Origin of the sequence: Geomicrobium sp. JCM 19037, from assembly GCF_000698105.1 — a bacterium.
Taxonomy (GTDB): domain Bacteria; phylum Bacillota; class Bacilli; order Bacillales; family Marinococcaceae; genus Geomicrobium_A.
Genome location: NZ_BAWZ01000019.1, coordinates 26,754 through 43,601, shown reverse-complemented (window position 1 = coordinate 43,601; position 16,848 = coordinate 26,754). Strand labels below are relative to the sequence as shown.

19 protein-coding genes and 2 pseudogenes are annotated in these 16,848 nt (G+C 40.5%); 10 read left to right on the top strand and 11 right to left on the bottom strand.

Annotated elements, in window-relative coordinates; all coding sequences use genetic code 11:
- Positions 1-37: 37 nt before the first annotated feature.
- The gene (locus JCM19037_RS12050) at positions 38-1,084 is read right to left on the bottom strand and encodes a HAMP domain-containing sensor histidine kinase (protein ID WP_042401402.1); all 1,047 of its coding nucleotides are present in this window, start codon (positions 1,082-1,084) and stop codon (positions 38-40) included.
- Between the two features lie 11 nt (positions 1,085-1,095).
- Positions 1,096-1,779 carry a response regulator transcription factor gene (locus JCM19037_RS12045; RefSeq protein ID WP_081829286.1) on the bottom strand — a complete coding sequence of 228 codons (684 nt, stop codon included), beginning with the start codon at positions 1,777-1,779 and terminating at the stop codon, positions 1,096-1,098.
- 698 nt (positions 1,780-2,477) lie between these two features.
- On the opposite strand from JCM19037_RS12045, the gene JCM19037_RS12040 reads away from it, so the two are divergent.
- The 3 genes and pseudogenes from JCM19037_RS12040 (at position 2,478) to JCM19037_RS12030 (ending at position 5,320) form a co-directional block, all read left to right on the top strand.
- Complete coding sequence (locus JCM19037_RS12040; protein ID WP_307189797.1) at positions 2,478-3,761, top strand: APC family permease; 1,284 nt, start codon at positions 2,478-2,480, stop codon at positions 3,759-3,761.
- A complete protein-coding gene (locus JCM19037_RS12035; RefSeq protein ID WP_042401397.1) occupies positions 3,761-4,660 on the top strand; it encodes an agmatinase family protein in 900 nt (299 codons plus the stop codon). The genes JCM19037_RS12040 and JCM19037_RS12035 overlap by 1 nt, the downstream gene beginning before the upstream one ends.
- Before the next feature lie 269 nt (positions 4,661-4,929).
- Positions 4,930-5,320: pseudogene (locus tag JCM19037_RS12030) on the top strand (RidA family protein).
- A 187-nt stretch (positions 5,321-5,507) separates the two neighbouring features.
- Here the strand turns inward: JCM19037_RS12030 and JCM19037_RS12025 are convergent.
- The 3 genes from JCM19037_RS12025 to JCM19037_RS22855 all read right to left on the bottom strand — a co-directional run bounded on the left by JCM19037_RS12025 (position 5,508) and on the right by JCM19037_RS22855 (position 6,419).
- Complete coding sequence (locus JCM19037_RS12025; protein WP_042401394.1) at positions 5,508-5,720, bottom strand: hypothetical protein; 213 nt, start codon at positions 5,718-5,720, stop codon at positions 5,508-5,510.
- A 199-nt stretch (positions 5,721-5,919) separates the two neighbouring features.
- Positions 5,920-6,081 carry a hypothetical protein gene (locus tag JCM19037_RS25800; RefSeq protein ID WP_193744750.1) on the bottom strand — a complete coding sequence of 54 codons (162 nt, stop codon included), beginning with the start codon at positions 6,079-6,081 and terminating at the stop codon, positions 5,920-5,922.
- A 158-nt stretch (positions 6,082-6,239) separates the two neighbouring features.
- Entirely contained in the window at positions 6,240-6,419 is a 180-nt protein-coding gene (locus JCM19037_RS22855; protein ID WP_052363841.1) for a VOC family protein, read from the bottom strand.
- A gap of 401 nt (positions 6,420-6,820) precedes the next feature.
- Here JCM19037_RS22855 and JCM19037_RS12015 point away from each other — a divergent pair.
- Positions 6,821-7,296: pseudogene (locus JCM19037_RS12015) on the top strand (GNAT family N-acetyltransferase).
- Positions 7,297-7,602: 306 nt separating this feature from the next.
- Here the strand turns inward: JCM19037_RS12015 and JCM19037_RS12010 are convergent.
- The 4 genes from JCM19037_RS12010 to JCM19037_RS22850 all read right to left on the bottom strand — a co-directional run bounded on the left by JCM19037_RS12010 (position 7,603) and on the right by JCM19037_RS22850 (position 10,231).
- Positions 7,603-7,995 (bottom strand): RidA family protein, encoded by a 393-nt coding sequence (locus JCM19037_RS12010; RefSeq protein WP_042401393.1) that lies wholly within the window; start codon positions 7,993-7,995, stop codon positions 7,603-7,605.
- Positions 7,996-8,258: 263 nt separating this feature from the next.
- A complete protein-coding gene (locus tag JCM19037_RS27295) occupies positions 8,259-8,432 on the bottom strand; it encodes a hypothetical protein (RefSeq protein ID WP_238544693.1) in 174 nt (57 codons plus the stop codon).
- Entirely contained in the window at positions 8,429-9,553 is a 1,125-nt protein-coding gene (locus JCM19037_RS12005) for an MFS transporter (RefSeq protein WP_238544692.1), read from the bottom strand. The genes JCM19037_RS27295 and JCM19037_RS12005 overlap by 4 nt, the downstream gene beginning before the upstream one ends.
- 204 nt (positions 9,554-9,757) lie before the next feature.
- The gene (locus tag JCM19037_RS22850; protein WP_052363840.1) at positions 9,758-10,231 is read right to left on the bottom strand and encodes a TetR/AcrR family transcriptional regulator; all 474 of its coding nucleotides are present in this window, start codon (positions 10,229-10,231) and stop codon (positions 9,758-9,760) included.
- Between the two features lie 192 nt (positions 10,232-10,423).
- Between JCM19037_RS22850 and JCM19037_RS11995 the strand changes: the two genes are divergently transcribed.
- From JCM19037_RS11995 to JCM19037_RS11965, 6 genes are all read left to right on the top strand, one after another.
- Positions 10,424-10,822, top strand: a complete 399-nt coding sequence (locus tag JCM19037_RS11995) for a GNAT family N-acetyltransferase (protein ID WP_307189795.1) — start codon at positions 10,424-10,426, stop codon at positions 10,820-10,822.
- Between the two features lie 33 nt (positions 10,823-10,855).
- Positions 10,856-11,068, top strand: a complete 213-nt coding sequence (locus tag JCM19037_RS11990) for a helix-turn-helix domain-containing protein (protein ID WP_042401390.1) — start codon at positions 10,856-10,858, stop codon at positions 11,066-11,068.
- A 150-nt stretch (positions 11,069-11,218) separates the two neighbouring features.
- Complete coding sequence (locus tag JCM19037_RS11980; protein ID WP_081829285.1) at positions 11,219-11,608, top strand: IclR family transcriptional regulator C-terminal domain-containing protein; 390 nt, start codon at positions 11,219-11,221, stop codon at positions 11,606-11,608.
- 205 nt (positions 11,609-11,813) lie between these two features.
- Positions 11,814-12,722: an NAD(P)-dependent oxidoreductase gene (locus JCM19037_RS11975; protein ID WP_052363839.1), complete on the top strand. Its 909-nt coding sequence runs from the start codon at positions 11,814-11,816 to the stop codon at positions 12,720-12,722.
- Positions 12,715-13,095, top strand: a complete 381-nt coding sequence (locus tag JCM19037_RS11970; protein WP_238544691.1) for a carboxymuconolactone decarboxylase family protein — start codon at positions 12,715-12,717, stop codon at positions 13,093-13,095. The genes JCM19037_RS11975 and JCM19037_RS11970 overlap by 8 nt, the downstream gene beginning before the upstream one ends.
- A 62-nt stretch (positions 13,096-13,157) precedes the next feature.
- Entirely contained in the window at positions 13,158-14,789 is a 1,632-nt protein-coding gene (locus JCM19037_RS11965) for a DASS family sodium-coupled anion symporter (protein WP_042401379.1), read from the top strand.
- A 142-nt stretch (positions 14,790-14,931) separates the two neighbouring features.
- Here JCM19037_RS11965 and JCM19037_RS11960 read toward each other — a convergent pair whose 3' ends face one another.
- Both JCM19037_RS11960 and JCM19037_RS11955 read right to left on the bottom strand, forming a co-directional pair.
- The gene (locus JCM19037_RS11960; RefSeq protein ID WP_042401376.1) at positions 14,932-15,636 is read right to left on the bottom strand and encodes an esterase family protein; all 705 of its coding nucleotides are present in this window, start codon (positions 15,634-15,636) and stop codon (positions 14,932-14,934) included.
- Positions 15,637-15,660: 24 nt separating this feature from the next.
- Positions 15,661-16,800, bottom strand: coding sequence for a CaiB/BaiF CoA-transferase family protein (locus JCM19037_RS11955; RefSeq protein WP_042401374.1), 1,140 nt, complete (start codon positions 16,798-16,800; stop codon positions 15,661-15,663).
- Between the last annotated feature and the right edge of the window lie 48 nt (positions 16,801-16,848).

The window sequence follows — 16,848 nt, the reverse complement described above, 5'->3', positions numbered from 1 at the left end:
AAAACAGTCAGGTTTTCAACATGTCCTGACTGCTAAGCTATTTCGGTTGCAAAAGTGTTCGTCTCGTCTGTTCAAATGAATTGCCTGGCTTAAAGATCATGGAGAATGATGAACCTTGGCCAACGATTGAACGAACGTTTAGTTGGATGTGTAGTTTGTTGCTAATTTCGTTTGCGAGGTAAAGCCCCATACCGGTTGAGGCATGTTGCACACGCCCATTATCTCCTGTGAAACCTCGATCAAAAATTCGTGGGAGGTCATGCCCTTGTATGCCTGGCCCTTCATCTTTAAAAGTAACAGTTACAGCATTTTTTTGATCTACTTCGGTAGTAATAACTATGGTTCCATTGTCTGGGCTATATTTAATTGCATTAGTTAACAGTTGGCGCATGACAAATGCACACCACTTTCTGTCGGTGTAACTCGTAGCTGCATCACTTCTGCTTACGTCAATCGCCAAATTCTTTTCCATACACCAAGTCGATAACTCACGAATTTCTTCTTTTATTACAAGATTTACGTCCAGCTCTTCTGGAAGCAAATCTGACTCTAACGTAGCTAAACGTGATATGTAGAGTTGCTGATCGAGAAGTAAGTGCATTTTCAACCAACTTGAGCTTAGCCGCTGAGCTAGCTCATTCGAACGATGGGCATCAATCGTAATTTTCATCGCAGTAAGAGGCGTTTTCATTTCATGGATCCAGGAGGCAAGATCATTATATTCCAAAAGATTATTGGATTTTTCTCGATGACGTAATGTTTGATTTTGCTCATGGATCTTTTCAATTAGCTTGTTCACGATACCGTCAGGAAAACGGCTGTCTGGATATGGAATACGCTCAAACCAATTCTCACCCAAATCTGTTGTAAGAGAAGATAATAGTTTATAGTATGCGGTTTCTTTTTTGTACCTCCAGAATATAAATACGAAACAAACAGTCAGAAACAATACATTTAAATATAGGAGAGAATTGGGTTCTACTCGAATCCCCATATCAAGCAAGATGAGCGTGTTCGTAAGGATAAGAAGGAACCCGAGTAATCCAATCCAGCTTTTTTTATACAGAAGATAATGAATAAACAATGGTAGACCCCCTAAAGTGTCACAGCCATATATCCGAGTCCTTTCTTTGTGACGATTCCATCAGCTAAATTAAGAGCTAAGAGCTTTTGGCGTACTCTAGTGATGTTGGCTGTTAGTGTATTGTCATTAATATATTGATCATCATCCCATAGCATCTTCATCAATTCATGACGAGTAACCACCTGATTATTCGCTTTTACTAAAACCGAAAGAATAAAGAATTCATTTTTGGTAAGGTCAACCTTCTTACCTTCTTTATATATTCCACCACTCTTAAAGTCGAGAATCGCGTCATTCCATTTAACGACATCAGAGGATGCCTCTTCATACGTATACGTACGTCGACAAATCGCTTGGATTTTTGCAAGCAGTACTTCCATATGAAAAGGTTTTTGAACATAATCGTCCGCTCCTAAATTCATCGCCATCACCATATCCGTCGGGTGATCTCTTGAAGAAAGGAAGATAATGGGCACTTTGGAGACAGCTCGTATCTCCCTGCACCAGTGAAAACCGTCGTACTTTGGCAATTGTATATCAATGATGACGAGTTGAGGGTTGTGGGCGACGAAGTCTTCCATAACATGAGAAAAATCACTCGGGTGACTCACCTCATATGACCATTGGTTCAACCCTTCCTTTAAAGCTTTCAAGAGAAGCGAATCATCCTCGATAATATACACATTCAGGTTCATTAGAAAACATCCCTCCAATTTCATTACCAGGTTTCATGCTTTCTTTCAATGATAATTCTATAAATTTGACATTAGTATAATAGAGCTTACACGGATTGTCGAATTCAGTTCTCTACTTCTTTAGCACCCTATCCCTTGTCTAAAGAATCCTAGAGCTTATCCTCTGCATTGCATAAAAGTGGTCTCCATCATCAATTCTCCTCTCCTTTCATTCCGTTTATCTTAACAAACGGAATTCCCGCTATTGAAACTCTCGGCTGAAGCTCCTAAATCGTAGACGCCTTTATTAGGCACGATTGTGTTCTCAACTGCGAATAGTAGATCGAAGAACCTCCCCCTACAAAATGAATATTTGATTATAACAGTAGAGAGAAGTTGATCTATAAGTCATAAACCTAAACCTTAACATGGATATCATTCAGATGTAGTAACTCTCCTCCATTAACGCTGTCTGCGTTTATAAAATAGGGTTGCTACTTCCTACAATTCTAAAATTGCCTATTGATAATAATATATTTTACAAGTATTATAATTAATCAAAGTGCATTTTTATACATGAAGGATAGGGAGAAGAATACTATGGGGAAAAAGGGTATGACGAATGTAGATTTCTTTGGTCTTGCTTTTGGGAGTATGATTGGAATCGGTTGGGTTATTTCCGTTCCACAATGGATAAGTTCAGCGGGTAGCTTGGTGCAATCATTGCACTACTCGTTACGATGGCGATCGTCATCCCCATTGGCTATGTGTACGCTGAATTAACGTCTAGTTTAAAACTTGCTGGTGGTGAGTTTACTTATACGGCACAATCATTAGGAAAGACTGCAGGCTTTTTATGCGGTTGGTTCCTTATATTAGGATATCTAATCATCTTACCTTGGGTTGCGATATCTGTTCCAATTCTATTTGCTTATGTTTTTCCATTTTTAAATCAGATTCCTTTGTATACGATCATTGGAGAAACGGTATACTTGCCGCACATTCTTCTTAGCCTTGCCATGATTGTAGGAATGACGTACATCAATTACAAAGGCGCTAAACTTTCTGCTCGCTTTCAAAACACGGCTACGTTCGTCATGTTGTTTACCTTTATTGCCTTTTTAGTCGGTGGGTTTTTCTTCGGAGATGTCCAGAATGCGACCCCACTCATGCAAACAAACAGTGAAGGCTCTTGGATAACGGGCATTGTCCTTGCAGTCGCTTCGATCCTGTTTTTCATGAATGGTTTTGATACCATTTCCAAAACGATTGATGAAGCAGATCAAGGCATTAATTATAAAAATTTAGGAAAAGTCACACTTGGCACGATTATCGTAGGTGGCGGGCTATACATCATCATCGTCGCTGCATCCTCTTTTTTAATGCCCGCTGAACAAATGGGCTCAATGGGGTCATTACCCCTTATTCATGCTTTAGAATATCAAACGGGTTCAAAGCTGCTTCCGCTAATCGTTGTCTTCGGAGTCTTATTAGGTGTAATTACGACCTTTAATGGCTTTCTTTTGGCAGGCAGTCGGTTAGTTCGTTCTTTCGCAGCAGAAGGGTATTTACCTAAGTTTTTTGCGAAGCAACATCGCCGCTACAAAACGCCATCCTATACGTTATGGACGATGGCAGCCATCGCTTTTGTAGGCGTATTGTTTGGGAGCGGTGCTTTATTACCTCTCGTCATTATGGGTGGTATTTCTTTTCTCATCGCTTGGTTTTGTATGGCACTTAGTGCCGTTAGGGTGCGACAGATTCTACCTTCACTAGCCAAACCATACAAGATGCCTGGCGGCATCACGATGGCGTACATCGCTTCTCTATTTTCCGGTGTTCTGCTGTTCGCTATGCTCATCCCAGGTACACCGATCTCGATGGGTTCCGTTGAGTACATCTTATTTGCGGTCTGGCTAATCATTGGTGCTTTATTTTATATTTTTTATACGCGAAATAACGTCACACAATTACATTCACTTAAAAAAAGGAGTGCATCATAATGAAAAGTTATCAATCATTTGGAATTTTAGGGTTTCCTTGGGATGGAGGGGCATCGCTTGGGCGACCAGGATCCCGCTTTGCTCCTGAGAAAATTCGCGAAGCTTTTCAATGGTTTGCCAATCGTATTGAGGAAAATAAAGTGTACAATGTTGAAAAACGAACCGTCTATACGTTCTCAGAAGATCCCATTCAAGACTTCGGCAACATAGATATTGTTGCCTACAGCACAGAAGATACGTTCAAAAATGCAGAGCAAAAAGTAACGGAAATATTACAAACTGAATCCTTCCCCTTTATTCTTGGTGGAGACCACTCAATTTCTTATCCTGTCATTAAAGCATTACATGATCAACATCCTGGAAAGAAGATAGGGATTGTTCAATTTGATGCCCATCTTGATCTTGTTGACTCCTCTCCAATCCAAGGAAAATATTCGCAAAGCAGTCAAATGAGACGAGCATTAGAACTGGAACACATTCACCCTGAGCATATTGTGCAAATCGGCGTTCGCAGTTACAACTATCCATGGTATGGTTCTTACCTTGCAAACTCTGGAATCAAACAAGTGACGGCTGCTGAAGTACACAACCAGCCAATCGAAGACACCATTCAATTTGCTTTGTCCGCAATGGAAGAAGTTGACCTCATTTACGTCACATTTGATATGGACGTACTGGAACCGGCCTACGCCCCCGGTGTCGGAGCAAACGAACCCGGTGGGTTAACCCCTGTTCAATGCTTTCAAATGCTTGAAGCCTTGTATCCAATCACAGATGCCTTTGATATTGCAGAAGTAAACCCACTCTATGATCATCAAGATATTACAACCTCTATGGCAGCACGCATCATGTTTGATTGTTTCGTAGCTAAAATGAAAAAAGAAGAATCCACCAATTAAGTAGACGGGAGCAAATCGTCTCCCATACGTGCAATAATTTCAATAGCCCTTAGTCTTTTCAATATGGGAGATCAAGGGTTTGGTTATGCTCAATCGCTCTTTTCTAGTTGAGTACTCCTTAGCTTAATACTCAGATAAATATACTGATAAGTAAGCAGCGATTTAAAATGTAAAAAGAAACAGGTGAAAACGTATAATTACGAAAAGTCACTCATTCATGTGGTATACTCGAATTATAATTCATGGACTTCGCAAAGGATGAGTATAGAATGAAAACATCACGAAACCCCGATACGGTTCACAAACCAGTAGCCCCATACGTTCACCAAGTTGAAGTAACAGGTCAAACCGCTGGCTTACTTTATCTGGACAACTAGGCATGGAGGTAAATGGAGAAGTTCCAGAGCAACCATTAGAACAATTTGAGTTAGCTTTAGAGAACATTAAACGTAATTTAGAAGCAGCTGATATGCAGGTCAATAATTTAACTAAAATGGTTTTTTACTTAGTTGGGGAATTTAATGCCGAGAAAAGAAGAGAACTGATAGCCGACTTTTTAGATGGCACTTACCTTGCACTACTATGATTTATGTCGTAGCACTAGCTGCTCCAAAATTTAAAGTTGAAATTGATGCGTGGGCTTGTAAAGAATGTAGTTAATTATTCTCCTTACACTCATTTGTACATATATGAATGACACTAACTATATATAAAGAAGGTCAGCATTTTAGCTAAAAGGCTAAGTTTGTGACCATACTATACAATCGTCTCAGGAACCGATGAAGATACTGATGCTCTTCTTTCCTCACTGCTTCATAGCCCCTCTTTGACAGTTTATTTTGTTCAATTAACTTTTATCACTCAAGCCATTCATCTCTCTTTCAATAAGAAACACAGAAATTTCAAAGGCTTGTATTCGCCGCTTGGCTAGAGTGACTTGAGATTTATACTTATCAGGATTCTCTTTAGATTCAAAGGTTTTTACTGTTTCTCTTAACTTGTTTAATGTCGAGTCAATTTGACGTTTTGCTTCAGCTAAGTCCGATCGTGAAACCTCCATTTTAGTTCCTCCATCTTTCTTGTTGAATAACAGCAACTTCACTCGAATAGATAACACGAGGATAGTAGTTGCTGTTACACCTTAACATTTAGTATACAGCCTCATTACTAGTAGCCTATTTGTTTGTGCAGTGTTTAGCTTGACGTAATGCAAACAATTACCCGACGTATCAAGTGAAATGAATATATACTGAAGCCCATTATTTTATGGCAACACCTTTATACGTTTCAACCATGTTTCTTGTGTACAATTCAATAATGTTCTTTTCTGTGTCCTTAAAGTAAATTCTATATTCTCTCTGACTGTCCATCTCTTCTACGATTACTTTATAATCAATATCTTCTGTCTGAAGAACATGCAATACTTCTTCCACATTTTCAATGGCAACATGTAGTGCGAAGTGAACATGAACGCTCCCTCATCAAATAAATTTGACCAGGATGAGATTGCTTTCTGCTTTTCTACCTGTTCTTGTTCATTGAATTTCCTTGGTAGCCATAACCCTAAGCGTGTATTACCTCAAACATACAACCACGTTGCCCAAACATCACTCTTTTCGACAGTTGAAAATTCACCATTCGTATATCCCCATTGGTCAACAATCGGAAAACCTAACTTTTGATGCCAGAATTCAATAGCCCCGTCCATTGACTCCACTTCTACTACCAATTCTGATATCCCGTTAACATTCATTTTCATAAGAATTCACCTCCCCTAAGATTAATTGTATATGAAAATTGTAATTTTACTTCATTGTAATTTGCTCAATCTAAAGGAGGGTTCATTACGCAACTTTAGTCGTACGCTTTTGTAGTTGAACCTTTCTGTGATACTTTGAACTGTTTAAAGTCTAACTCATGACCGACTCTTAACATGTACATGTATGCTAAAATGAAACCTACTGAACTAAGAGAATTCTTATGCATTGGGGTGTTACATATGATACTGGAGACACCAAAGCACGAGTTGAAGAAAGAATATATCGAATTTTTACAATGAACGGATTCGTAGTGGTGAGAACACTCCAGAATTATTCATAAAAGACATTCTATATGGAACCCGGTTAGCAAAGTAACAAGGAACAAAAGGGGGCGATAAAAATGGATTATGAATTTCAAATAATGACACAGCAACAAGCTGAAAATATTGCTTCAAATTGGCACTACGATGGTATGTATTCTTTTTATAATGCCGATGCTGATGAGGAAGACCTTGCCGAACTAATGAGTCCTCAAAAGCGTGGAGATAAGTATATTGTAGGTAAAAAAGGCAATGAAGTAGTAGGTTACTTCTCGTTTGAGACAAAAGACGATTCTGTGGTAATTGGTTTAGGAATGAACCTGAACTCACTGGCTTAGGAATGGGGTTAGAATTTCTAAGGGCTGGAATAAATTATGCTATATCTCAATACAAACCTAAAGAAATAAAACTGACCGTTGCTACTTTTAACGAAAGAGCCATAAAAGTCTATCAGAAAGCAGGATTTAAGCCCGAAGAGACATTTATGCAAGATACAAACGGTTGTCGCTTTGAATTTCTAGAGATGACATATGAATGTTCAAGTAACACCGCTTGAAATTGTCGCTGTTTTGAACAAAATCAAACTTGAACGAATGATCATCTTGGATATAAACATTGACTTTTTAAATTCCACCACAAAAGTGACTTTTAGTACATAGCTCGCTTGTGCAAAGAGTAATCGTAGGCACGCTGTTAAATATGGCAACTTCAGATCGACCCGGTCAATTCTATGTCGACAGTTTAAAAACACATACCGTAGGGGTATTAACAGAAGTTTATACATTCATCCTACGATTGTCTAGTAACGGTGTAAATGAATGGATGAAAAAAGAACAGCTTTTCACTGTTCTTTCTCTAAAACTTAAAGTTCCGCACACCATAATTCGATTTCGATTTTTAATTCAGGTAGCCCGAGTGCTGCAATATATGCAATCGTCATTGACGGGTATTCATCGGTGAACCATTCATTCCACAACTGATCTAAATAATCCCAATCGATCTCTTCAGTTGCCCACACGTTAACTTTAATCACGCTGTCTGGCAACAGTCCCTCTGATTTGAGCACTTGTTTCATATTCGCAAATGTATTCTTGATTTGCTCATTTAGTTGATTTGGGACGTTCCCGTTCATGTCTGTCCCAATTTGACCCGCGGTTACAATTAAACCCGCACCTTTTGGCACTCTTGTCACGTGACTGTAGTTTCCAACCGGTGCATGCATTAGACGGGGGTTCGTTCGAACAATTCTCTCCATGAATATAACCTCTCTCACTATATGTTTTCTGCGTATTTCTTACGAATTAGACACACTTCTCCAATTTTTGACTAATCAATAAAAAACAGCAGTCGAGTACCCATAACCCATAGAGATAAACGAAGTATTTTCTTTTTCATGGCACGGGCACTTCCTTTCACGATCGTCTGAGAAGTATATTTGCATAAAGTAATTCATAATAGTAATCTCTCTTACTACACATCATAACACATGGACTTCCCAAAAATGGAAAGTCCATGTGTTTACGCTCTCTTCTCGTTAATAAAACGGGTGAGTACAAGTGCTAGAAGGGCAATAAGTGCCATCACGAAAAAGGCGAGTGAAGTTCCCCAATACGTACCTACTTCGTACGGGGCGTCCATCGTTGTTGCCGTAACACTAATGATCGTTGATAGTACAATAATGCCAAACGTCATCCCAAATTGCCGAACCGTATTGACGAGTGCCGACCATGTGGGATATCTTCATCATCCAGTGCATTCATGCTTACTGTCACGAGCGGCATAAGCGTCAATCCAAAACCGATCATAAAGAAACAAAAGTGGAACATTACCCAATACGGTGAACTATCCATACCGACGGTGTTCAACAAAACGAGAGACAATAACGTAAATGAAAAACCAATCAATGAAATCTTCTTTCCACCATACCGGTCGTATAAATTCCCAGATATGATCGTTATCACACTTAACAAGATCGTTCCTGGTACAAGAATGAAACCAGAAAGAAACGCCGTTGTCCCGAGTACATCTTGAGCAAACATCGGTAGAATCGTTTCTGCGGATAATAACAACATCATATTTAAGAAGACAAGAATCATCGCTAAACGAAAGGTGCTATTTTTAAGTAACATCAAATTAAGCACCGGCATATCAAGGTTTATTTGTCTTCTTACGAACACGACTAATGCTAGCGCACCTGCGACAATTGGACCGGCGACGAGCAAATGCGTAAATCCATACACACTGATGTTACTCATTCCTAAAATAAGCAATGAGAACCCGAGTGCCGAAACGATAATGGACAATACGTCCAATCGCGCCGCTTGTTTTTTTATCACATCTTTCATCGTAAAGACGGCGGCCACGAGCGTGATGATAATGAGTGGCAAGATCACCCAATGAAGGGATCGCCAATCAAACACATCAATAATCATGCCTGAAATTGATGGTGCACTGGCCGGCGCAACATTAATAACCGCACCGAGTAGACCCATCGCAAACCCTCGCCGCTCATAAGGAAATACCGTGAGTAAAATCGTTTGGACGAGCGGCAAAATAATGCCCGCACCGACAGCTTGAATGACTCGGGAAAGAACAAGTGTACCAAATTGTGCCGATGCCCCTCCCAAGACAGTTCCAGCAGCGAGACACCCAAGCGCGAATACGACAAGTGCTTTCGTTGAAAAACGATTCGATAAATACCCCGACATCGGAATGAGCACGATGGTCGTAAGCAAAAACGCCGTTGTGAGCCATTGTACTTGAGTAGCATTAACCCCATACTCTTCCATAATTGTCGGGTATGCTGTGATCAATAAAAATTGACTGAACGTAAATAAAAATGCCGCAGAAAGAATAACGGCTACGACACCTTTATGTGCAATTTTTCCTCCCGCTCATGTTTTCATCTCCTCACTTTCTCATGCCATTTAAGAACAATGGCAAAATTGCTTGAACTCTCCGTTCAAATCTGCGAACATCGCCAAAAAACAATTCAATAAAACAACCTTCAACAACCGTCAAAAAGGCAATTGAAACGTCTGCTTCACTTTGCAAAAGCCGGAAGTGATCGGTTCGCTTCTTCTCGCGAATATATCGCGCCAGTAATTTTTCAAATGAGACGAGCAAGCGCCTGTATATTGAGAGGACTCGTAAGACTTTAAGTGACTCGGTGGAAAATACAGCATCCGCAGTAAAAACTTCAACTGTAGGTGGTCCTCGCTTTCTTTTACAAACCATCTAAAAAATGCATGCAACGTTTCATCTAACGGTTGATCCCGTTGTTCAAGAAAAAAACGCACAATCTTTTGTTTTCCATCGTGTAACGCCTCGGTTAAGACCGCATAAAAGATCTCTTCCTTACTACGGTAATGGGCATAGATCGATGCTTTTTTAATTCCGACCTCATTAGCAATTTGGTTCATTGAAAATGCATCATAATCATACGCCGCCAGGTACTTAAGCGCGACGTTACGAATGGCTGTTGCTGTCATTGTCTCCCCTCCCTACCGGTAGGTAGGTTCATTATTTCATAGATCTATAACCGGGTCAATCGTCCAAGCATGCTAGAATAGACATACGTGCAGATCCACTCAGGAGGAATAACTTATGAAAATTCGTCACATTAGAGAAAGCGATTATGATCGTATCGTCCCCTAATCAATGACTGGTGGGCGGGAAGACAAATGGCTGATATGGTGCCCCGCTTGTTCTTTGACCATTTTCAGCCGACAAGCTTTATTGCAGATGAGGACGGTGAAATTCTTGGATTTCTTATTGGCTTCTTGTCCCCTGCCCGGACGAATGAAGCTTATATACATTTCGTTGGCGTCGACCCGAACCACCGTCAGAAAAGTATCGGCAAAAACTTATACGAGCACTTTTTCTCTACCGTGCAACAAGAAAAGCGTCACATCGTTCGCGCTGTTACTTCTCCTGTTAACGAAACGTCGATTGCCTATCATGTTAAAATGGGATTTTCGATTGAGCGTGGTAAAGAGGAAAATGGGATTCATATACACAAAAATTATGACGGACCCGGACAAGATCGCGTGCGATTTGTAAAGGAGCTCGACCTTATTTAGCGAATAACACTCTCTACTTATGGAGGTTGGACTATGACAAACAGAACAAAAGACAACTTATTAGATAAATCTCTAAAAATCATCCAAGCATTTGTTGATGTTAACGAAGGTTGGGGGGTTAGAGAACTTGCTGCTGCAATGAATTATACCGTGCCTACTACTCATCGAATCTTGCTGCAGCTTAAAGATCACGGGATTGTCGAATACCAAACGGATAAGAATAAATACTATATAGCACTGAATTGATACGTATAGGTGCTAAAGTAGCCAATACAACCCCTCTGCAAAGTATCACAAAGCCCTTCCTAAAAACGTTAGCTGAAAAGTATGAAGAAACCATTTGTTTACTTATGCTTCGAAAAGATAAAAAACAAATCTTTTGGGCTGATAAAGTGAATGGCCCGAAACCGTTGCAATATATCATCCTATCGGAGAAATGCAGCCAATCCCTTATGGGGTAGTGGAAAAACGATTTTGGCGTTTTTAGAAAACGATCTTATTGAAGAGATATTAAATGATGAAAAGTTTGCATCAACAGAGAAAGAAAGCATATTAACGCAACTTCAGCACATTCGAAACGAAAAAGTCACAAGCACGGTTAGTGAACGTTTGGAAGGGTCAACAGGAATTGCTTCTCCTATCTTTAATCATGAAAACCACCCCGTCGGTAGCCTTCTGCTAACAGCTCCAACCCCTAGAGTTACACCTGATGTTGTTAAAAATGCTTCTGTAGATATACGCGATGCTGCCAAAGAGATCTCTTCCATCCTCGGTTCAAGTTTGTAAAGCGGGCATTTCACCCGCTTTGCAAACTCTTCAACTTAATGATTGCAGTTGCAATGTGAACACAATCCCCCTTAACCTCAAATGATTACCCAGTACAATAATTCCGAAATCTTAAACAAGTAATTGACAGCTATCTTTTGCTAGTATAAACTGTTCCTAATTAACGATACACTGTATCATATTATGATACAAGGAGGTGATTTTGTTGAATAGAATTGGTTTTATTGGCGTTGGTGCTATGGGTCACTGGATGGTCAAACGCCTGTTAGATCACCAATTAAATGTAACCGTTTTCGATTCAAACCCAGAGGCACTCGAACCATTTTTAAATCAACCAATAGGCGTTGCACGTTCTGTAACAGAATTAGGTGAGAACTGTAACATCGTCATTCTCATGCTTCCAGACTCTCAAATTGTAAAAGACGTGATTCTCGGAAACGGCGGACTCATCACATCGCTTAGTAAAGAATCGATCATTATTGATATGGGCAGTTCGTATCCCGTTGAAACTCAGAAGATCGCGACAATTTTACGAAAGGAGACGCTTCGTTTTGTAGACGCACCGGTCTCAGGTGGTGTAAGAAAAGCAATTAGCGGTGAACTTACCGTCATGGTTGGCGCAGAAGAAGCAGACTATGATGAGATTGAGCCTATTCTCAAGTATTTAGGCACCAATATTCGCTGGGTTGGCCAATCAGGTTCTGGACATGCTCTGAAATCAATTAATAACTATTTATCGGCCTCATCGATGTATGCAACAGCAGAAGCGATGGTTTTACTTAAAAAAATGGATATTGAGCTCAATACCGCATTAGAAATCATTAACGAAAGTACAGGGCAAAGCCATTCAACGTCGTACAAGTACCCAACTTTCATCTTGCCTAGAACCTTTAATTCAAATTTTTCTTTAAAGCTTTTACTCAAAGATATAAAAATGGCCAAATCTTTAGCAAATGATGTTCACATGCCAATGCTGCTCGGTTCTTCACTAGTTGAGATCTATGAAGCTGCCCATCTAATGGGCGGAGAGGATCAAGACCACACCGAGATCATTAAGTTTCTTGAGCAATTAGCAAAACAAAACTTATTTGAAGGAGAGAAAAGTGATGAATGAACAATTTGAAAAAGGGCTTAAAATCCGTAAAGAAGTGCTTGGAAGTGAATATGTCGAGAATTCCATAAACAACGCTACTAGCTTTAATAAAGATCTACAAGAACTCGTGACCTCATATTGTTGGGGAGAAGTTTGGGGGAGAGAAGGTCTACCAAGAAAGACAAGAAGCATCATCAATTTAGCGATGATTACAGCTTTAAATCGACCTCATGAACTGAAACTTCATGTTCGTGGGGCGCTAAGAAACGGGCTTACCGAAGATGAGATTAAAGAAGTTTTGCTACAAACCGCCATATACTGTGGTGTACCTGCGGCCATTGATAGTTTTCGGGTAGCGAAAGAAGCGATTGATGAGCATACAGCCAGTTCTTAAACATGCCAATCTCCTAACTGCGTTAGGAGATTCTTTTTCAACAAAGCGAAAGGAGAAGGTTGATGTCTAGCTACAATGTTATCCACCGAGTATGGAATGCACTTTGGGACCAACATTTGATTATGAGAAGAATGCTCCACTTTTCTCAACATCTTCGATTAGAAAAAGATGAACACAATCATGAAAAATCTACATCTTTAAATACTGACAAAGAACCCAGACCAGGGCGTACGTATTCAAAAACAAAATTTATCGGGTTACTTCTAGGTCCTGCACTCTTTCTTGTGACACTATTTCTGTTCCATCCTGCTGAATTAAGCTTTGAAGGTAGAGCTACATTAGCCATCACACTGTGGGTTGCGACGTGGTGGATTACAGAAGCGATCCCCATTCCTGCTAGTGCTTTACTTCCAGTGATCTTGTTTCCGCTTTTCGGAGCGCTAGAAGCAGATGGCGTTGTTTCCTCTTATGGAAATGATATCATCTTTCTTTTTTTAGGAGGGTTTCTCATTGCAGCGGCAATGGAGAAATGGAATTTGCACTTACGAATTGCCCTCACCATCATTAATTTCGTGGGTGCGAGTCCTAACCGACTCGTTTTAGGATTTATGATCGCTACTGGCTTTTTATCTCTATGGATTTCAAACACTGCCGCTGCTATGCTTATGATTCCAATTGGTCTTGCGATCATTACTCAAGCAACAGAGTCTTTCAAACATCATAACCAACCTCTGGACGACTTAAAAAAGTTTGAGAAGTCGATTGTTTTCGGTATTGGTTATGCTGCAACTATTGCCGGATCTGGAACATTAATTAGCGGGACGGCAAATCCAATCATGGCTGGTCAAGCAAGTCAAATGTTCGGAATTGACATTACTTTCGGTCAAATAATGGCAATTGGTATCCCTTTTGTTACAGTCTTTATCGTCCTCGCTTGGGGGTACATTACAAAAATAAAATACCGTACATCGCTTCACTACTTACCAGGCGGTTCAGACATTATTAAATCAGAAAAGAAGAAACTAGGGCGCATGAATTTCGAAGAGAAGATCGTACTTTTTGTCTTCCTTACGGTTGCCTTTTTATGGATTACGCGAACGTTCGTCTGGGAAAGTGTGTTCATACAGATTACCGATGGGATGATTGCTATGGTTGCTGTACTCTTACTCTTCGCTATTCCTGCTTCTTCCTTACAGGAAAGAATCCTCGAATGGAAAGACACAGCTAAGATTCCTTGGGGGATATTAGTTCTTTTTGGAGGAGGATTGGCTATTGCAGCTGCTTTTCAGAACACTGGATTGGCCGAATGGATCGGTATACAATTTACATTACTAGAGGGCACGCATTTTCTAGTTATTATTATTGTACTTACGTTGTCAGTACTGCTACTCACTGAAATCACTTCAACGACAGCTACAGCTACGTTACTCATGCCGATCGTCGGTTCACTTGGCTTAGCACTCGGTGTTAACCCTGTTGTATTAATGGTTGCTTGTGCCTTCGCTACGAATGCATCATTTATGTTGCCTGTGGCAACCCCACCAAATGCGATTATGTTTGGTACTGGAAAAATTACAAGTTTGGATATGATAAGGGTTGGTGGCGTACTTAATATTATATCTGCGATCTTAATTGTAAGCGTTGTCACTTTGTTAGTTCCTCTAATTTGGGGCATGGATCTTCTAAGTCTCTAACGTTGATTATACTAAACAACCAAAACGTACAAAGCTAGCAATCTAAAGAAATATGCTTTTCTTAACAAAACAGTGGTAGCGGTCACACGCACCGCTACCACCGTTTACCACCAATAAAGACTCCCCTACCCATACATAAACGCTAATGCATCATCCAAGTCTTTCTCCACGTTCGCCATATGTGCTGTCCTCCTGGAATTTTTTTGTACGTATACTGAGCAGGGGCATGCTGTTTCATTACATCGTGCAAGCGGTCCCCCATCTCCACGAAGTCTAATGTGCGACCGTCTGTAGCTGTCGCCTCAACTTCATCTAAGCCGACCGATTGATACATATCAATGAACGATAATTGGTGAGAGTTCGAAACTTTTTCAATGAGGTCATCATTCACATAGGGCGACATCATGACGACACGCTGAAAGAGGTGGGGATACTTGAGACAAGCGAGCAACCCCATCGATCCTGCAAGCGAGTCTCCGAGTAATGTGCATGATTTTGGGCCTTGTTCGATAGAGTATTTATCCTGGAGAAAAGGTAACAGTTCTTCAGCTAGAAACTGGTGATACTCATTAATTTGCTCTCCTCCTGGTACGTACCACAATCGCCGATAGGAAATTCTTGGATAAGGAACACCAACAACGATCGTCTCTTCTGCCCCTTCTTCCAAAATAAGGTCTTCCATTTTTTCAGCAATCTTTCCTAGCTTAAAAAAATCTTGTCCGTCTCCAGTAATCGCTACTTGGCATGGATACTGCTCACTATAATTCGGTGGGATATATACATGTAAAGGAAATGTATGATTAAGAATATGGCTCGTAAACTCTTCAATGCAGGTGTGACCTTCCATGATGAATCTCCTTCTTCACTCGATCTACTTTGTAATTGTAAATTCTTCTCTTAGTTTTCCGGTATGTTCGCCAACTTTAGGTATAGGTTTCATAACAACATCAAAGTCTTTGCTATTGATTGGCGGAAGCAGGGCATCGACGAGTCCAACAGGACTGTCTACTTGCGTCCAGCGATTACGATCTTTTAATTGTGGGTGATCTTTGAAAGCTTTCATGTCATTTAAATTCGCATTGGCAATTTTCGCACGATCAAGTTTTTCGATGACTTCTGCTGCAGGCACGGTTTGAAGTTTCTGTTCAATGATTGAACGAAGAATTTCTTGATTCTCCACGCGCTGTGCATTATCTAGAAAACGAGAATCACTATACAATGTATCGTCTTCCAAGATTTGTTCACAGAACACTTGCCACTCCCGATTGTTTTGGATGCCTATAAAAATGGTCCGGTCTTCGGTCGGAAACGGTCCGTAAGGAAAAATTGATGCGTGAGATGCACCCGTTCGGTTTAACTTTTTCCCACCGATCCCTTCATAGTACATCGGATAGCCCATCCATTCCCCTAGCGTTTCGAGCATTGAAATTTCTAGATGCGTTCCTTTTCCGGTCTGACCTCTTGCAATAATGGCAGACAATACGCCGCTAAATGCGTACATTCCAGCGCTGATGTCGGCAATTGAAATGCCGGTTTTGGACGGAGTTTCTTTAGTTCCTGTAACAGAAACCGCCCCTGCTTCACATTGAATGAGTAAGTCATACGCCTTTTTATTCATGTACGATCCGCTTTCCCCGTACCCGGATATGCTGCACGTAATCAATTGTGGGAACTTCTCCCTGAGCTCATCTGATTGAAATCCCAACCGGTCAATCGCTCCTGGTGCTAAATTGTGCAAAAATACATCTGCTTTACTTAACATCGACGTAAGAAATTCACGGCTTTCATCATCCTTCAAATCGAGAGCTGCAGACTCTTTGGAACGGTTTAACCACGTAAAAAAACTCGACATCCCTTGAACCGTATCATCATAATTTCGGGCAAAATCTCCAACTTCCGGACGTTCAACCTTTATAACACGCGCACCTAAATCCGCCAATTGCCTGCTTGCAAATGGCGCAGCCACTGCCTGTTCAATTGATACAACGGTAATACCTTCTAGCGGTAACATCACTGATTCCCCCTACTCTATGAAAACGTCGTCATAAGTAAAGTCTAT